Genomic DNA, 14,794 nt, shown 5'->3' with positions numbered 1-14,794 from the left:
AACGCAACATCCGGGACATTCCCCTCCGAGGTGTGTGCATGAACGACCACAAGTTGGTAGCCGCCAGCGCGATCGCCTTGGCTGTCACTTTGTTTGCCATCTTCTCCATCCGGCCTTGGGCACGCAGGTTCGGCCTGGTCGACAAGCCCGATGCGCGCAAGCGCCATCGCGGCCATATTCCGCTGATAGGCGGGCTTTGCTTCTTCCTGGGCACGCTGATCGGCCTGGGCTATCTGGGCTACCTCGACCGTTTCGTCACCAGCCTGATGATCGGCTCGGCGGCGATCGTGATCGCCGGCGCCCTCGACGATGCGCACGATCTCAGCGTCCGCTCACGCCTGGTGATCGAAGCCGGAGCGACCTTGCTGGTGATCGGCCTGTCCGGCTTCTACGTGCGCGACCTGGGCGACTTCGCGGTGACGGGCGATACCTTCGGCCTCGGCCCATTCGGCATTCCGTTCACCATCGTCGCGGTGATCGGGCTGATCAACGCCTTCAACATGCTCGATGGCATCGACGGCCTGGCCGCGACCATGGCCATGGCCTGCATCGCCGCGATCCTGCTGTTCAACGGCACGCACTGGACGGTGCCGGGGGTGCTGGTCCTGCTGCAGGTGATGTTCGCCGCGCTCATTCCCTATCTGTTGGTCAACCTGGGCTGGCCCGACGGGCGCAAGGTGTTCATGGGCGATGCGGGCAGCACCCTGATCGGCTTCGTGCTGGCCTGGAGCCTGATCTACGTGAGCCATCCGCGCATCGCGCGGCTGTCGCCGGTGGACGTGATGTGGTGCGTGTCCCTGCCGGTGATGGACACCCTCTCGGTCATGTTCCACCGCATGCGCGCCGGCCGATCGCCGTTCCGTCCCGACCGCCGCCACCTGCACCATCTGCTGATCGGCGCCGGCCTCAAGCCGCGCGCGGTGCTGGTCGCGATCCTGGGCCTGTACGGCGCGCTGATGCTGTTGGGCTACAGCCTGCGCAAGGCGCCCGAGCCGGTCAGCGGCGCGGTTTTCATCGTCTGCCTGATCGCCTACGTGCTCGGCCTGACCGCGATCCTGAGCCGGCTGCCGCAGCGTTCGCCGGCGGCCGCCGCCGCTGGCGCGACGGGCGCGACGGCCGAAGCCGCGCAAGCGTCGCTGCCCGCGCTCGACGAGTTCTCCCCGGACCAGGCACCGCCGCTCAAGGCCTTGTGCGTGTTCGCCGACCCGCCGGATTCGGCGCAGATCGGCCCCATCGCGCAGCAACTCGCGCGCGACGAGCGCTTCGAATCGACCGTCTGCGTGACCACGCCCGATCCGGTCGACGCGACCACCCAGGTACTGGATGAGTTCGGCCTGGTCGCCGATCTCGCGATCGATCTGCCCGCGCCGGTGCGCGACGGCCCTGAGCTCGCCGTGTCCGCGCTGGACGGCCTGCAGCGGGTCATGGACGAGGTGCAGCCCGATATGGTGCTGGTGCCGGGCGATACCTCGGCCTCGTTGCTGGCGACCCTGGCCGCGCACTACCACCACGTGCCCGTGGTATGCGTGGATTCCGGCCAGTCGGCGCCGGAACTCGCCGGCGCGGACGATTCCGCCCGCGGCATCGCCCTGGCGCTGGCGACCCTGCACCTGGCCAACGACGACGATGCCGGGCAACTGCTGGTCGATCGCGGCGTTCCTCCCGAACGCGTGCTGGTGACCGGCGATCCGGCCAACGATTTCGACGCGTGCGCGCGCGTCGCCGACGCATTGGCGGGCCTGCGCTCCGCAGCCCACACCGCACAGACCCCGACGTGGGGCGTGGGTTCGCCAATCCCGCCTGAGGCCGACACGGTACGGGTCTCATGAATCGCAATACCGACATCGCGCCCGGACGTGCACGCATGCGGCGCCTGCCGCCTGCGTCTCCGGGCCTATGCCGGCGCGCCACTTTCAAGGGTGAACAGACATGGCAACGCAACTGATACCGCGAACCGAGCCCATCCAGGCGATTCCCGCCGTCGCGACACGCGAGGACGACATCGACCTGCCCAACCTGGTCTCGACCTTGGCCGATCACAAATGGACGATCGCGTTCGGCACCCTGCTGTTCTTCCTGCTCAGCGCGGCCTACGCCATGCTGGCGACGCCGAAGTACGAAGCCAACGCCGTGGTCCAGGTCGAAAGCCGGCCGCCCACCGTGCCCGGCCTGAGCACCAGCAGCACCACGCCCATGCCGCCGGTGGTCGACGCGCCGGCCGCGACCGAATCGCAGTTGCTGACCTCGCGCCGCGTGCTGGGCGAGGCCATGAGCGAGCTGGATCTGGATGTGAGCGCCAAGCCGATGCGTCTGCCGGTGATCGGCGATCTGATCGCGCGCGCGCAACAGCGCTTCAATCCCGGCGTACTGGCCGCGCCCTGGCTGGACCTGAAGCAGTACGGCTGGGGCGGCGAGCGCATCGACGTCGCCCACTTGAAGCTGCCCGACGCACTGATGGATGTGCCCTTGCAATTGCAGGCCGGCGAACACGGCCGCTATGTCCTGTTCGGACCCGACGGCCAGCAACTGCTGGAAGGCACGATCGGCAGGACCGCCAGCAACGACCAGGGCGTGAGCCTGGATCTCAAGACCCTGGTCGCCCAGCCCGGCACCCGTTTCGAGTTGCGCAAGTTCAATCCGGTGGCGGTGATCAGCGCGCTCAAGAACGACATCACCGTCGCCGAGCAAGGCCGCAGTTCGGGCGTGATCGCCCTGACCTACGCCCACGAAGACCCGATCCGCGCGCGCGAAGTGCTGGACAAGATCACCCAGGCCTATGTGCGCCAGAACGTCGCGCGCAATTCCGCCGAGGCCGCCAAGCGCCTGCAGTTCGTGAGCAAGCAGCTGCCCAACGTGCGCCGCGAACTGGCCAACGCGCAGGCGGCGCTGAACGCGTTCCAGACCCGCACCCAAACCCTCGATGTCGGCATGCAGAACCAGGCCCTGCTCAACCAGACCGTCGCCCTGGACACCAACATCCGTCAGCTGCAGGTGCAGTTGGCCGACGCCGGCAGCCGCTACACCCCGTCGCACCCCGTGTACGCGTCGCTGGCGCAGCAGATCGCCCGCTTCGAGGGCGAGAAAGGCCGCCTGCAGGGCCAGATCAGCCAGTTGCCGGACACCCAGCAGGGCCTGTTCCGCTTGAACCGCGACGTCGAAGTCATCAACCAGACCTACGCCAATCTGCTCGACCAGGAGCAACAGCTCAACATCGCGCGCGCCAGCGCGGTCGGCAACGCGCGCATCATCGACCCGGCCGACGTCAATCTGGACAGTCCGGCCTGGCCCAAGCCGATGCTGATCCTGGCCGTCGGCACCGCCCTGGGCGGCGTGCTCATGGTCGCGCTGGTGCTGCTGCGCCAGACCTTCCGGCGCGGCGTCGAGGACCCCATCGACATCGAGCTGCTCGGCCTGCCGGTGTATGCCTCTATTCCGTTCAGCGCGCGCGGCCGCCAGATCGCGACCCAGCCCGGCCGTAGCCGCCGCGACGGCCGCCAGCGCCTGCTCGCGCTGCGATCGCCGTCCGACCTGGCGATGGAGGCGCTGCGCACCTTGCGCACCAGCCTGCATTTCGCCCGCATGGAGATGAAGAACAACGTGCTGATGATCGCCGCGCCCAGCCCCGGCGTCGGCAAGACCTTCGTCTGCGCCAACCTCGCCGTCACCATGGCCCAAGCCGGCCAGAGCGTGTTGCTGATCGACGCCGACATGCGCCGCGGCACCCTGCACCAGGCCGTGGGCGTACGTTCCGAGGGCGGCCTGTCGGAGCTGATTTCCGGGCAGATCACCCCCGAGGACGCGGTGCGCAAGGTGCCGGGCACCGAGCGCATGTCGTTCATTTCGCGCGGCGCGGTGCCGCCCAACCCTTCCGAACTGCTGATGCGGCCGCGTTTCGCCGAGCTGCTCAAGCAGATGGCGCGCGACTTCGACGTGGTGGTGATCGATACCCCGCCGGTGCTGGCCGTGACCGACGCCGCGGTCATCGGCCACCACGTCGGCACCTGCCTGATGGTGGTGCGCTGGGGCCTCAACCAGCAGCGCGAGATCGCGCTGGCCAAGCAGCGCCTGGAACAGAACGGCGTCGACGTGCGCGGCGCGATCTTCAACGCGGTCGAGAAGCGCGGTTCCGGCCAGTACGCCTACAGCTACTACGATTACCGCGCCCTCCACGAAGCGCCGGCGAGGCGGTGAGCATGCGCATGCAGATCACCATGTCGCCCTACTACGGCACGCCCGACTTCTCGGCCCTGGACGGCGCGGCGCCGGCGAGGCTGGACCCGGTGTCGGTGGCGGACCTGTTGCGCAACGCCTTCGTGTATCCGCCCTACTCAATCTACGAGGGCGTGCGCCTGGTCACCTTCGGCTTCTGTCCGCAGGAAGACATGCACGCCGATCCGAACTTCCGCTTCAAGTTCCGCAATGCCGGCGAGATGCCGGAGCAGGTGGGCGTCGAGCAGGACTGGGTGGGCGTGTACCACCGCCTGCTGTGCCAGGCCGTGAGCCGGCGCTGCGCCGACATGCGCGCGCCCTGGCTGCTGCAAAGCGGCGGCAAGGACTCGACCACCCTGGCCATAGCGATCGCGCAGGCGCGTCCGGACACCGTGTGCATCACCTATCTGGGCGGCCGCGAGGAAGACGAAGTCGCTTCGGCCGCGCAGGTCGCGCGCACGCTGGGACTGCGCCATCACGCCCTGGTCTGCGACCCCGGCCGGGCCTACGACCGTTACCTGGACCTGATTCCGCGCATGCCGCTGCTGACGGCCGACTTCGCGTTGCTGTCCTACGCCGATCTAGGCACCGAGATCGCGGCCCTGGGCGGCGACGGCGTCGTCGACGGCCTCGGCGCCGACAGCTATTTCGGCACCCCGATGAGCACGCGCCAGCAGCTGCTGTCCGGTCTGGCGCGGGAGTTGCGGCTGCCGCCCTCCCTGTCCGAGCTGCCGTTGGTGTCCCGCAGTTTCCACCTGTGCTATCTGCTCAGCACCCTGCAGATGAATCCGGTGGAGCGGGTGTTTCCCGGCTCGCGCTTCAGCGACGAGGAGGTGGACGCCCTGTTCGGGCGCGAGGTCTCGCGGCAGTCGCGCGAACGCCTGCAGGTGTTCGCGCGGGAGATCGGATCGGCCACCAGCGCCTGGGAGTGGCGCGACATGTCGACCTCGATCGCGGGCTCCGCCGGCGCCTTCGCCAAGGGCCTGTACGTGTCCGAGGCGCTGGGCCTGGGGGTCGCCTATCCGCTGTGCGACCGCGAACTGCGCGAATGGATCCACCACGAAGTGCCGGGCTATCAGAAGGTCGACCCGGCCAGCCAGCTCAACAAGATGCTGATCCGGCGCCATATCGCGACCCGATTCCCGCAGTTGCCCTACGTCGAGCGCAAGGGTTCGTTCCGCTTCGACCTGCGCGGCCTGGCGCGCCAGCGCTACGATCGGGTGCGCGACTACGCCGAACGCGCACGCGATTTCCTGCCCGGCGCGACGGCCTGGCTGGACCGCAATCGCGGCCATCTCGACAACAAGTACTACGCCTCCAAGTTCTACCTGCTAGCCGTGGTCCTGCCCTGGCTGGATCGGCACGCCGCCGACACCGCCGCCGCCCAGCCGCGAGCGCGCCATGCGCCGGCATGGAACTGAGCACGACGGCCGGCGCCGGGCGCTGCTGCGCGCCGGGCTGACGGCGCTGCTGGGCGCGATCGCGCCGCAGGCGGGCGCCGGCACCTCCCGCGACGGCGTACGCGTCGACGTGCGCGCTCACGGCGCGCGCGGCGACGGCCGCCACGACGACACCGCCGCCTTTCAGTCGGCGATCGACGCCCTGCCCGCGAGCGGCGGCACGGTGGTGGTGGCGGCCGGCGACTACCGCATCGATCCGCAACGCAGCGTGCGCCTGCGCAGCCGCATGCATCTGGCCATGGACGCCGGCACGCGCCTGCTGGCGACCCCGAACCCGGCCGCGCGCGCCTACGTGCTCAGCCTGATCGGCGTCGACGACGTCGAGGTCTCCGGCGGCCGCATCGTCGGCGATCGCGACACCCACCTGGGCGCCACCGGCGAATGGGGCCATGGCGTGATGGTGCGCGGCTCGTCCTCGGTGACCCTGCGCGACCTGCACATCTCGCGCTGCTGGGGCGACGGCATTTCCATCGGCGGCGACAAGGCCGCCGGCGGGCGCGTCACACCCAGCAGCGACGTCCTGATCGCCAACGTGCGCTGCATCGGCAACCGCCGCCAGGGCCTGACCATCGGCCGTTCGCGGCGGGTGCGGGTGCGCGACTGCGAATTCGCCGACACCGGCGGCACCCTGCCCGGCTGCGGCATCGACATCGAGCCCGACGCCGGCGACAGCGCCCGCGACGCGGTGATCAGCAACTGCTTCATCCACGGCAACCAGGGCGCCGGCGTGCAGATCTACAAACGCAGCGCCAGCGTCGTCCTGCGCGGCTGCACCATCGAGGCCAATCGCGGCCACGGCGTGCTGGTCATAGGCGCCAGCGACTGCACCGTCGTCGACAACCGCATCCGCCGCAACGCCCTGGGCGGGCTCAGCCTGCGCCCGGGCAGCGACGGCGTGGTAGTGAGCCTGAACGAATTCGTCGCCAATGGGCCGGCGCGCGCGCGCGGCGGCAAGGACGGCTTGCGCGCGCGCCAACTGTCGGTGGCGGCGGAAGCGCGCGCGGTCCGCGTCGACGACGACAACCGCTACAGCGAATGAGTGCGATTCCATGCAAATGGGCTTCGCGCAAACGGGCTCCGCGCAAACGGATTTCGCGCAAACGTCCGTATGCTCCGCCGTCCCTATCCATAGTCATCAACTTGAATGCGCGGCATCCTGAACGATTTTCCTCTCAATGTTTGCGCGCGCGCACAGATAGCGAAATTCACGATTCCGGTTCAGGCACCCTGCGCTAGATTGCGCCGGTCACGAACATGATCGTGACGTGATGACGCACCAGCGCATCGCAACGCAACTCTCTGAACAGGGGTCATCCCGGGAACCATAGTGAACGAAGCCCATTCCGGCGGCGTAGCGACGCCGCGCCGCGATTTTCTCCGCAAGTCCTTGCTCCTCGCCGTACCCGGCATCCTCTCCTTCTCCTACCTTCCGCGCGCCTTGGCCGCGATCGGCAGCACGTCCGACGCCACCTACACGCCGCCGACGCGCGCGCGCGGCGCCGCGGTCCTCAACGTGCTCGACCACGGCGTGTACGGCGACGGCGACCACGACGACACCACCGCGTTCCAGGCCGTGATCGACGCGCTGCCCGCCGACGGCGGCACCGTCTACGTTCCGGCCGGTAACTACATCATCGACCCGACCCGCAACCTGCGCCTACGCAGCAAGATGCACCTGCAGCTGGCCGACGGCGCCAAGCTGCTGGCCAAGCGCAACAGCGCCGACCGCGCCTACGTCCTCATGGCCTACAAGGTCAGCGACGTGGAGATTTCCGGCGGCCAGATCGTCGGCGACCGCGACAACCACCTGGGCACCACCGGTGAATGGGGCCACGGCATCATGGTGCGCGGGTCTTCGCGCGTCACGATCCGCGACATCCGCATTTCCCGCTGCTGGGGCGACGGCATCTCGGTCGGCGGCGCGATCGTCACCGGCCTGCCCACGGTAATCTCGCAGAGCGTGGTGATCGCCAATGTGGTGTCCACCGGCAACCGCCGCCAGGGCCTGTCGATCGGCCGATCCAGCGAGGTCAAGGTCTACGATTCGGAGTTCAGCGACAACGTCGGCATCGCGCCGGGTTGCGGCATCGATATCGAGCCCGACGTCAACGATCTGGGCACCACCACCACGGTGCACATCGAGAACTGCTTGATCACGGGCAACCAGGGCAACGGCATCCAGGTCTACAAGCGCGTCAAGGGCATCACCATCAAGCGCTGCACGATCGAGTACAACGGCGGTTACGGGATCCTGACCATCGCCCCCGTCAGCGGCTACATCGCGCTCAACCGGATCGCGCACAACTATCTGATGGGCATCATGCTGCGCTCGGCGACCACGTCCTACCAGGTCAGCGGCAATGTATTCCGCAACAATCACACCCGCTTGCACGGGGTAAACACCACCGACCTGCCGCTGGTGTCCATGACCGGCCTGGTCGGCGGCAACAACGGCAACGGCGCCCACATCCAGGCCACCACCGACTGCATCGACCTGCGCGTGACGACAAACTCGTACGCCAAATGAACGCGCGTGCGCGCAGAGCCGGCGACAATGCCGGCGCTGCGCGCCATGAATGCGTATCGACGTTCGCAATTCATCCAACGATGCGACAAACGGCGCGATCGCCGTCCATCGTTGCGCGCCGTCTCGCACTCGTTCACGTGCGGCCCGGAAACGTGAGCATGTCGTAAAAATCCGCGCCAGCGGGTGTGGCTACAATCGAACCACCTCCGTTGATCCGATTCGGTCGCCCGCATCGCCTCTTCGTTCCTGCGCGATGCACGACCGCGATTTTCTATGCGTATCGTTTTCTTTGCCAACACGGACTGGTACCTCTACAACTTTCGTCTTCCGATGGCGCTGCAGCTCCAGCAGCGCGGCGCCGAGGTGGTGATGCTCTCGCCGCCGGGCGAGTTCGGCGAGCGCTTCCGGCAGCACGGGCTGCGCTGGCTGACCTTGCCGATGGACCGGGTCAGCCTGAATCCCCTGCGCGAACTGTGGACCCTGCAGCGCCTGTTCGCCCTGCTGCGTGCCGAACAGCCCGACCTGCTGCATAACTTCACCGTCAAATGCGCCATCTACGGCGGCATCGCCGCGCGCGCGGCGCGGGTGCCGGCGATTGTGCACGCGGTGGCCGGCATGGGCTTCGTCTACGCCAGCGACCGCGTCAAGGCGCGCCTGCTGCGTCCGGTGGTCGGCGGATTGATGCGCGGCGTATTGGGCAGGGGCCATTCGCGGGTGATCCTGCAGAATCCCGACGACGCGCAAACCATGGCCGAAGCCGGCCTGGTGCCGGAGGACCGCATTCGCCTGATCCTGGGCTCCGGCGTGGACACCGAACGTTTCCAGCCGGCGCGCGACGATGTCCCCAGGCCCTTGCGGGTGCTGCTGGCGGCGCGCCTGGTGCGCGAGAAGGGCGTGCACGAATTCGTCGCCGCCGCGCGACTGCTGCGCGAAAGCGGACGCAACATCGAATTCCTGCTGGCCGGCACGCCGGATGCCGGCAACCCCAGCTCGGTGGCGCAGGAGGAAGTGGAGGCCTGGCACCGCGAAGGCGTGCTGCGCTGGCTGGGCCACGTCGAGGACATGCCGGCGCTGCTCAACTCCGTCGACGTGATGACCCTGCCCAGCTACTACCGCGAAGGCGTGCCGCGCTGCCTGCTCGAGGGCGCGGCCTGCGGCCTGGCCCTGATCACCACCGACATGCCCGGCTGCCGCGAGATCGTCAGCGAGCACGGCCAGGACGGCCTGCGGGTGCGGCCGCGCGACGCCGCCTCGCTGGCCGCGCTGCTGGCGCGGCTGGACGACGATCGCGCGCTGCTGCGGCGATTGGGCGAGAACGCGCGCACGCGCGCGGTCCGCGACTTCGACGAACGCAGCGTGATCAGCAAGACCTTCGAGGTATACGACGAACTCCTGGGGCGCGTCCCCCAGGAGGCCGTGGCCGAGCCGCGGTGAGTCGCATGCTGCCGCACTCCTGGCGCTCCGCCGCGGCCGCGATCACCGTGCTGTGGCTGGCCACGCTGGCCGCGGCCGGCATGATCTTCCTGTCCCAGACCTTGCTGGCGCGCCGCCTGGGTCCTAGCGACTACGGCCTGTTCGCCTCTTCGCTGGCGACGGTCAGCATGCTGGCGCCGCTGGCCGGCTTCGGCCTGTCGCAGTTCCGGCTCAAGGCCTACGGCAGCGAAGGCTGGTCCGCCGAGCGCTGGCTGCGGCCGGCGCTGCGCTTCTCGCTGCTGAGCACGATGCTGGCCTGGTTGCTGCTCGCCGCCTGGGCCTGGTTTGCCCCGGGTATTGATGCCGCCACGCGCACTGCCCTGTGGGCGCTGCTGCCGGTGGTGGTGGGGCTGCTGGCCGTCGACCTGGTCGGCAGCAAGCTGCGCCTGGAAGAACGCCACGGCGCGCTCGCAGCCTGGCAACTGCTGATGCCGGGCGGGCGCCTGCTGGTGGCGATGCTGGCGTTCGCCGCGGTCTCGGTGTCGGCCACGGCTGTGGCGCTGGGCTATGGCCTGGTCGCGGCGCTGGTGGCCATGTTGGCGGCGCCGCAGTTGTGGGCGATGTGGCGGGGCCGGATCGACCTCAAGGGTCACGGGCCCCGCCCCGAGGCCGCGTCCGCGCTGGACATTCCCAGCGTCGCCCAACTCAGCGCCCAGGCCTGGGCCTACGGTCTGGCGGCGGTGCTGTATCCGATCTTCTTCCAGATCAGCACGGTCTTGCTGAAGTACCTGGGCAGCGACGCCCAGGCCGGGCACTACGGCGTAGCGCTGGCGATCATGACCGCGGTCTATCTGTTGCCGGCCACGATCTATCAGAAGTTCCTGCTCTCGCGCCTGCACCGCTGGGCCGCGCACGACCAGCCGAAGTTCTGGCGCGTCTATCGCCTGGGCAACCGCTGCATGGCCGCGGCCGGCGCCGCGATCGGCCTGGCGCTGGCGGCGCTGGCGCCCTGGCTGGTGCCCGCCTTGTTCGGTTCCGCCTACGCCGGGGTCGCCGCGGTGCTGATGGTCCTGGCGCTCTGCACCCCGATCCGCTTCCTGTCCACCTCGGTCGGGTCGGTATTGCTCACCGCACAGCACATGCGTTATCGCGTGCTCGCCATGCTGGCCGCCACCGCGGCCGCGGTGGCCTTGAACGCCGCGGCCGTACCGCATTACGGCGAACTCGGCGCCGCCTGGGCCACGGTGATCGCGGAAAGCCTGCTCCTGCTTTCGATGTGGTTGGGCGCGCGCCGCGTGATGGCCAAGGCGGTGATCGCATGAGCCGGCCACTGAGCGTCGCTCTGAGCGGCTACTACGGCATGCGCAACTTCGGCGACGACCTGTTCGGCCTGCTGTGTGCGGCCGCGACGCGCCGGTTCTGGAGCGCCGAGCCGGTCCTGATCGGCCCGCCCCTGCTCGGCGCGCACGCACGCAGCACCTGGCCGCGGCCGCTGCCGTCGGCGCTGTACGGCGCCGGCGGCCCCGCCGGCAAGCTCAGCCGCCTGCTGGGATTCGCCAACGGGCTGCGCGCCTGCGATCTGTTGGTCATGGGCGGCGGCTCGGTGATCAACGCGCGCGAGTCGTTCCGCAAGCCGCTGATGCTGGCGGCGCAACGGCGCGGGCGCGCGCCGCTCGCGGCGGTCGGCGTCTCGATCGGACCGTTCGCGAACCGCGCCGAACAGGCCACCGCCGCCGAGTACGTGCGCAGCTTCGCCTACCTGGCGGTGCGCGACCGCCGCTCGCATGCGCTGGCGCTGGAGATGGGCCTGGAGCGCATCGTCCATGACGGCCGCGATCTGGCCGGCTTGCTGGCGCATCTGGTGCCGGTCGCGGCGCGCCGCGGCGATCGCAGCGCACCGGTGATCGGCGTCGCGCCCTGCCATTTCCACGTCCGCCCCGACCACCCCGCGCCCGCGCCGCAGGCCTGGCAGGACGCGGCGATCGAGGCGCTCGCGCAGTGCGCGAGCGAACGCGCGCTGGCGGTGAAGGTGTTCAGCCTCAACGGACATCCGCGCCATGGCGATGCGGAACTGGCCCTGCGCATGCAGTCGCAATTGCACGACCGCGGCGTGGTCGCCACCGCGCAGCTGTACGCAGGCGGCGATCCGCTCGCCATGGTCGACGCGATCGCCGACTGCGACGCCTTCATCAGCGCGCGCCTGCATGGGGCGATCGTCGCCTATCTGTGCGGCGTCCCGTTCACGATCGTGGACTACCACCCCAAGTGCCGCGATTTCGCCGACGACATCGGCCTGCCGTCGGCGCTGCGCCTTACCGCGGACGAACATGACTACGCCGCATGCGCGCGTGCGCTGTCGACGATGCTGAACGAAACCGGTATCGAGCCCGTCGTTTCACCGAACTTATACGCGCAGCAAGCGCTGCGTATATTCCAATGCGCACCATGGTCGACGACTGCGCCCTCGACACCATGAACGTGAACCGCCCAGTCCCGCGCGAGATCGCGCCGATCAGCGTGATCGTTCCCTGCTACCGCTGCGCGGACACCATCGCCGAGGCCGTGGCCTCGGTCGCCGCGCAAAGCCTGGCGGTGGCCGAAGTCGTCCTGGTCGACGATTGCAGCGGCGACGGCACGCTGGAGCGGCTGCATGCTTTGGCGGCGCGCTATCCCGAAGGCTGGCTGCAGGTGCTCGCCCTGCCCGAGAACGGAGGGCCGTCGCGCGCCCGCAATGCCGGCTGGGCGCACGCCAGCCAGGACTACGTCGCGTTCCTGGATTCGGACGACACCTGGGCGCGCAACAAGATCGAGCTGCAGATGCGGGTATTGCGCCAGGATCCGGGCATCGCCCTGATCGCGCATCGCATGCAGGTCCACGACCGCCACGCGCCCGCGCCGCCGCCCGTGGAGCGCGCGCGCGCGACCGTTATCGGCCGGCGCCGTCTGCTGCTCAACAACCCGTTCCCGACCGCGTCGGTGATCTTGCGCCGCGACTTGCCGTTCCGTTTCGACGAACGTTTCCGTCGCGTCGAGGACTTCTTGCTCTGGGCCCAGATCGCGTTCTCCGGCTACCGCTGCGTCAAGCTCGACCGCACCCTGGCGTTCTGGCACAAACCGACCTTCGGCGCCGGCGGCCTCAGCGAGGACCTGCGCGCCATGCACGCGGCCGGCCGCGAGGTCCGGCGCGAACTGCTGCGCCAGGGCCTGGTGAGCCTGCCCGAACACTGCTTCGCGCGTGCGCTGGGCTACCTGCGCCGCGGCCGCCAGCGCTTGCGGCTGGCGTGGCGGCGCGCGAACCAACCCGAGCTGCGGACATGAACGCCATGCCGGACCTCCTGGTCGCCAGCGAGCGCCCGCAACGCACGACCGACGTCGCCGCCAGAACGGTGCTGAGCGTGCTGCTGCTGGCGATGGTGGCGGCATTCGGTTGCTGGCTGGTCGGCACGCGCGCGCCCGATATCGGCACCGATACCCACACCTATGCCGGATTCTTCGAGGCGCTGGGCCAGGGCAGCATGGAAACGCGCCTGGAACCGGGCTTCGTCTACCTCAGCTACCTGCTGTGGAAGCTCGATGTGGGCATCACCGGCTACCAGGCCGCGCTGTTCGCCCTGATGCTGGTCACGGTGGTGATATCCAGCCATCGCTACTTCGCTTATCTGGGCGATCGCCGCGGCTACCTGACCTTCCTCGGCGTCGCGGTCATGCTGCTGTTCGTCTCGCCCATGTTCGTCAACGCCACCATCAACGCGGTGCGCCAGGGCCTGGCCGCGCTGCTGGTGTTCACCGCCCTGCTGTCGTTCCACGACCGCAAGTGGCTGCACTTCCTGCTCTACGGCGCCGCCGCCAGCAGCCTGCACCTTTCCTCGCTGCTGTATCTGTTGTTCGCGCCGCTGCTGTTGCTGAGCACGCGGACCCAGCGCCTGGTCGCCGTGGCCGCGTTCGCGCTCTACGTCAGCGGGGCCTCGCTGATGCTGGTGAGGGCCACGGTGCCGGCGCTGTACGAGCTGGTGATGTCCTATACCGCCAACAGCTACTACCGCTCCGGCGTGCGCATCGATTTCGCCGTGTTCTCGATATTCTGGTACCTGGTGCCGCATTTGCTTTCGCCGCTGGTGCGCGCGGACGTGCGCAAGAAGATCAAGGACAGCACCGGCATCTACCTGGTCATGATGCTGCCGTTCTTCGCCATCGGCTGGGGCTATTTCTCCAACCGCTACCTGCTGCCGGCATGGTTGTCGCTGTCCCTGATCCTGGCCGCGATGCTGTTCCACAGCCGCCTGCCCCTGCTGCGCCACCCGCTGCTGCTCCGGTTCGGACTGATCGCATCCTGCGCGGTGTTCTATTACTACGTGACCCACGAGATCGTGATCTGAGGGCCGATGATGCTGGCATCGCTGCAAAGATTGGCCGTCGCGCTGACCTATCCGCCCACCTTGAGCCTGGGCCTGACGGTGCTGGCGGCGCTGCTGATGATCCGCTACCGCAAGGCCGGCCTGCTGACCCTGTGCGCGGCGCTGGGCTGGTCCGCGCTGTGGTCGGTGCCGAGCGCCTCGGATTGGCTGCGCCACCAGTTGGAGAAGCGCTACCCAGTGCTGGACACGGCGGCCTTGCCGCAGGCGGACGCCGTCGTCGTGCTCGGTGGCGGCAGCCGTTATGCCTGGCTGGACCGGCCCGATGTACGGCCGGAGACGCTGCAAAGCAGCCGCCTGGCCGCTGGCGCCCGCGCTTGGCATGCCGGGCGGGCGCCGCGCATCGTACTGTCCGGCGGCGGCGAGGGCGGCGACAGCGAAGCGCGCATGATGGCCGGCGCGATCGCCAGGCTGGGCGTGCCGTCGTCGGCGCTGCTACTGGAAGAGCGCAGCCGCAATACCCGCGACAACGCCTACTACACCGCCGAACTGGTCGAACGCTTCCACATGCGCCGCGTGCTCCTGGTCACTTCCTCGCTGCATATGCCGCGTGCGATCGCGCAGTTCCGCAAGCAAGGCATAGACGCGATCGCGGTACCGGTACCCGAACTCGCGCGGCGATCGACCTGGCGCGAGCGCTGGCTGCCTTCGCGCAGCGCGCTGTGGCGCAGCGGCCGCGCATTCAAGGAGTACGCCGCCTTGTTGTCGGTACGCTTATGGACCTGAATGTCTACACGGATATGAATCGGGCTGTCGCACGCGCCGCGCGCGCG

11 protein-coding genes are annotated in these 14,794 nt (G+C 68.9%); all 11 read left to right on the top strand.

Translation table 11 applies throughout. The features are described 5' to 3' along the window. The first annotated feature begins 38 nt into the window (after positions 1-38). The 11 genes from ASD78_RS01535 to ASD78_RS01485 all read left to right on the top strand — a co-directional run bounded on the left by ASD78_RS01535 (position 39) and on the right by ASD78_RS01485 (position 14,747). Positions 39-1,829, top strand: coding sequence for a UDP-N-acetylglucosamine 2-epimerase (locus tag ASD78_RS01535; protein WP_056097873.1), 1,791 nt, complete (start codon positions 39-41; stop codon positions 1,827-1,829). A 100-nt stretch (positions 1,830-1,929) separates the two neighbouring features. Continuing rightward, positions 1,930-4,191, top strand: a complete 2,262-nt coding sequence (locus ASD78_RS01530; RefSeq protein ID WP_056097870.1) for a polysaccharide biosynthesis tyrosine autokinase — start codon at positions 1,930-1,932, stop codon at positions 4,189-4,191. Between the two features lie 2 nt (positions 4,192-4,193). After that, the gene (locus tag ASD78_RS01525) at positions 4,194-5,630 is read left to right on the top strand and encodes an asparagine synthase-related protein (protein ID WP_056097868.1); all 1,437 of its coding nucleotides are present in this window, start codon (positions 4,194-4,196) and stop codon (positions 5,628-5,630) included. Continuing rightward, a complete protein-coding gene (locus tag ASD78_RS01520) occupies positions 5,611-6,708 on the top strand; it encodes a right-handed parallel beta-helix repeat-containing protein (RefSeq protein ID WP_056097865.1) in 1,098 nt (365 codons plus the stop codon). Before ASD78_RS01525 ends, ASD78_RS01520 begins: the two co-directional genes overlap by 20 nt. 348 nt (positions 6,709-7,056) lie before the next feature. Further along, positions 7,057-8,196 carry a right-handed parallel beta-helix repeat-containing protein gene (locus tag ASD78_RS01515; protein WP_162250109.1) on the top strand — a complete coding sequence of 380 codons (1,140 nt, stop codon included), beginning with the start codon at positions 7,057-7,059 and terminating at the stop codon, positions 8,194-8,196. 273 nt (positions 8,197-8,469) lie between these two features. Continuing rightward, on the top strand, positions 8,470-9,630 hold the full coding sequence (locus ASD78_RS01510) for a glycosyltransferase family 4 protein (RefSeq protein WP_055907989.1): 1,161 nt from the start codon (positions 8,470-8,472) through the stop codon (positions 9,628-9,630). Between the two features lie 5 nt (positions 9,631-9,635). Continuing rightward, positions 9,636-10,931 (top strand): polysaccharide biosynthesis C-terminal domain-containing protein, encoded by a 1,296-nt coding sequence (locus ASD78_RS01505; protein ID WP_056097859.1) that lies wholly within the window; start codon positions 9,636-9,638, stop codon positions 10,929-10,931. Then, entirely contained in the window at positions 10,928-12,085 is a 1,158-nt protein-coding gene (locus ASD78_RS01500; RefSeq protein ID WP_056097857.1) for a polysaccharide pyruvyl transferase family protein, read from the top strand. Before ASD78_RS01505 ends, ASD78_RS01500 begins: the two co-directional genes overlap by 4 nt. Continuing rightward, on the top strand, positions 12,055-12,927 hold the full coding sequence (locus ASD78_RS01495; RefSeq protein ID WP_162250108.1) for a glycosyltransferase family 2 protein: 873 nt from the start codon (positions 12,055-12,057) through the stop codon (positions 12,925-12,927). Before ASD78_RS01500 ends, ASD78_RS01495 begins: the two co-directional genes overlap by 31 nt. Then, a complete protein-coding gene (locus ASD78_RS01490) occupies positions 12,924-13,985 on the top strand; it encodes an EpsG family protein (protein ID WP_056097853.1) in 1,062 nt (353 codons plus the stop codon). Before ASD78_RS01495 ends, ASD78_RS01490 begins: the two co-directional genes overlap by 4 nt. 6 nt (positions 13,986-13,991) lie before the next feature. Further along, positions 13,992-14,747, top strand: a complete 756-nt coding sequence (locus ASD78_RS01485; RefSeq protein ID WP_055907976.1) for a YdcF family protein — start codon at positions 13,992-13,994, stop codon at positions 14,745-14,747. The last annotated feature ends 47 nt before the right edge of the window (positions 14,748-14,794 follow it).

It is taken from the genome of Lysobacter sp. Root667 (assembly GCF_001427715.1).
Lineage (GTDB): Bacteria > Pseudomonadota > Gammaproteobacteria > Xanthomonadales > Xanthomonadaceae > Lysobacter.
Note: the sequence above shows the minus strand (reverse complement) of the source record. Positions and strands in the feature narration are given on the sequence as shown.

Coding starts and splice junctions, on each gene's coding strand:
- ASD78_RS01505 (WP_056097859.1), top strand. CDS start 9,636: ATGCTGCCGCACTCCTGGCGCTCCGCCGCGGCCGCGATCACCGTGCTG.
- ASD78_RS01495 (WP_162250108.1), top strand. CDS start 12,055: ATGGTCGACGACTGCGCCCTCGACACCATGAACGTGAACCGCCCAGTC.
- ASD78_RS01490 (WP_056097853.1), top strand. CDS start 12,924: ATGAACGCCATGCCGGACCTCCTGGTCGCCAGCGAGCGCCCGCAACGC.
- ASD78_RS01525 (WP_056097868.1), top strand. CDS start 4,194: ATGCGCATGCAGATCACCATGTCGCCCTACTACGGCACGCCCGACTTC.
- ASD78_RS01530 (WP_056097870.1), top strand. CDS start 1,930: ATGGCAACGCAACTGATACCGCGAACCGAGCCCATCCAGGCGATTCCC.
- ASD78_RS01510 (WP_055907989.1), top strand. CDS start 8,470: ATGCGTATCGTTTTCTTTGCCAACACGGACTGGTACCTCTACAACTTT.
- ASD78_RS01520 (WP_056097865.1), top strand. CDS start 5,611: ATGCGCCGGCATGGAACTGAGCACGACGGCCGGCGCCGGGCGCTGCTG.
- ASD78_RS01535 (WP_056097873.1), top strand. CDS start 39: ATGAACGACCACAAGTTGGTAGCCGCCAGCGCGATCGCCTTGGCTGTC.
- ASD78_RS01500 (WP_056097857.1), top strand. CDS start 10,928: ATGAGCCGGCCACTGAGCGTCGCTCTGAGCGGCTACTACGGCATGCGC.
- ASD78_RS01485 (WP_055907976.1), top strand. CDS start 13,992: ATGATGCTGGCATCGCTGCAAAGATTGGCCGTCGCGCTGACCTATCCG.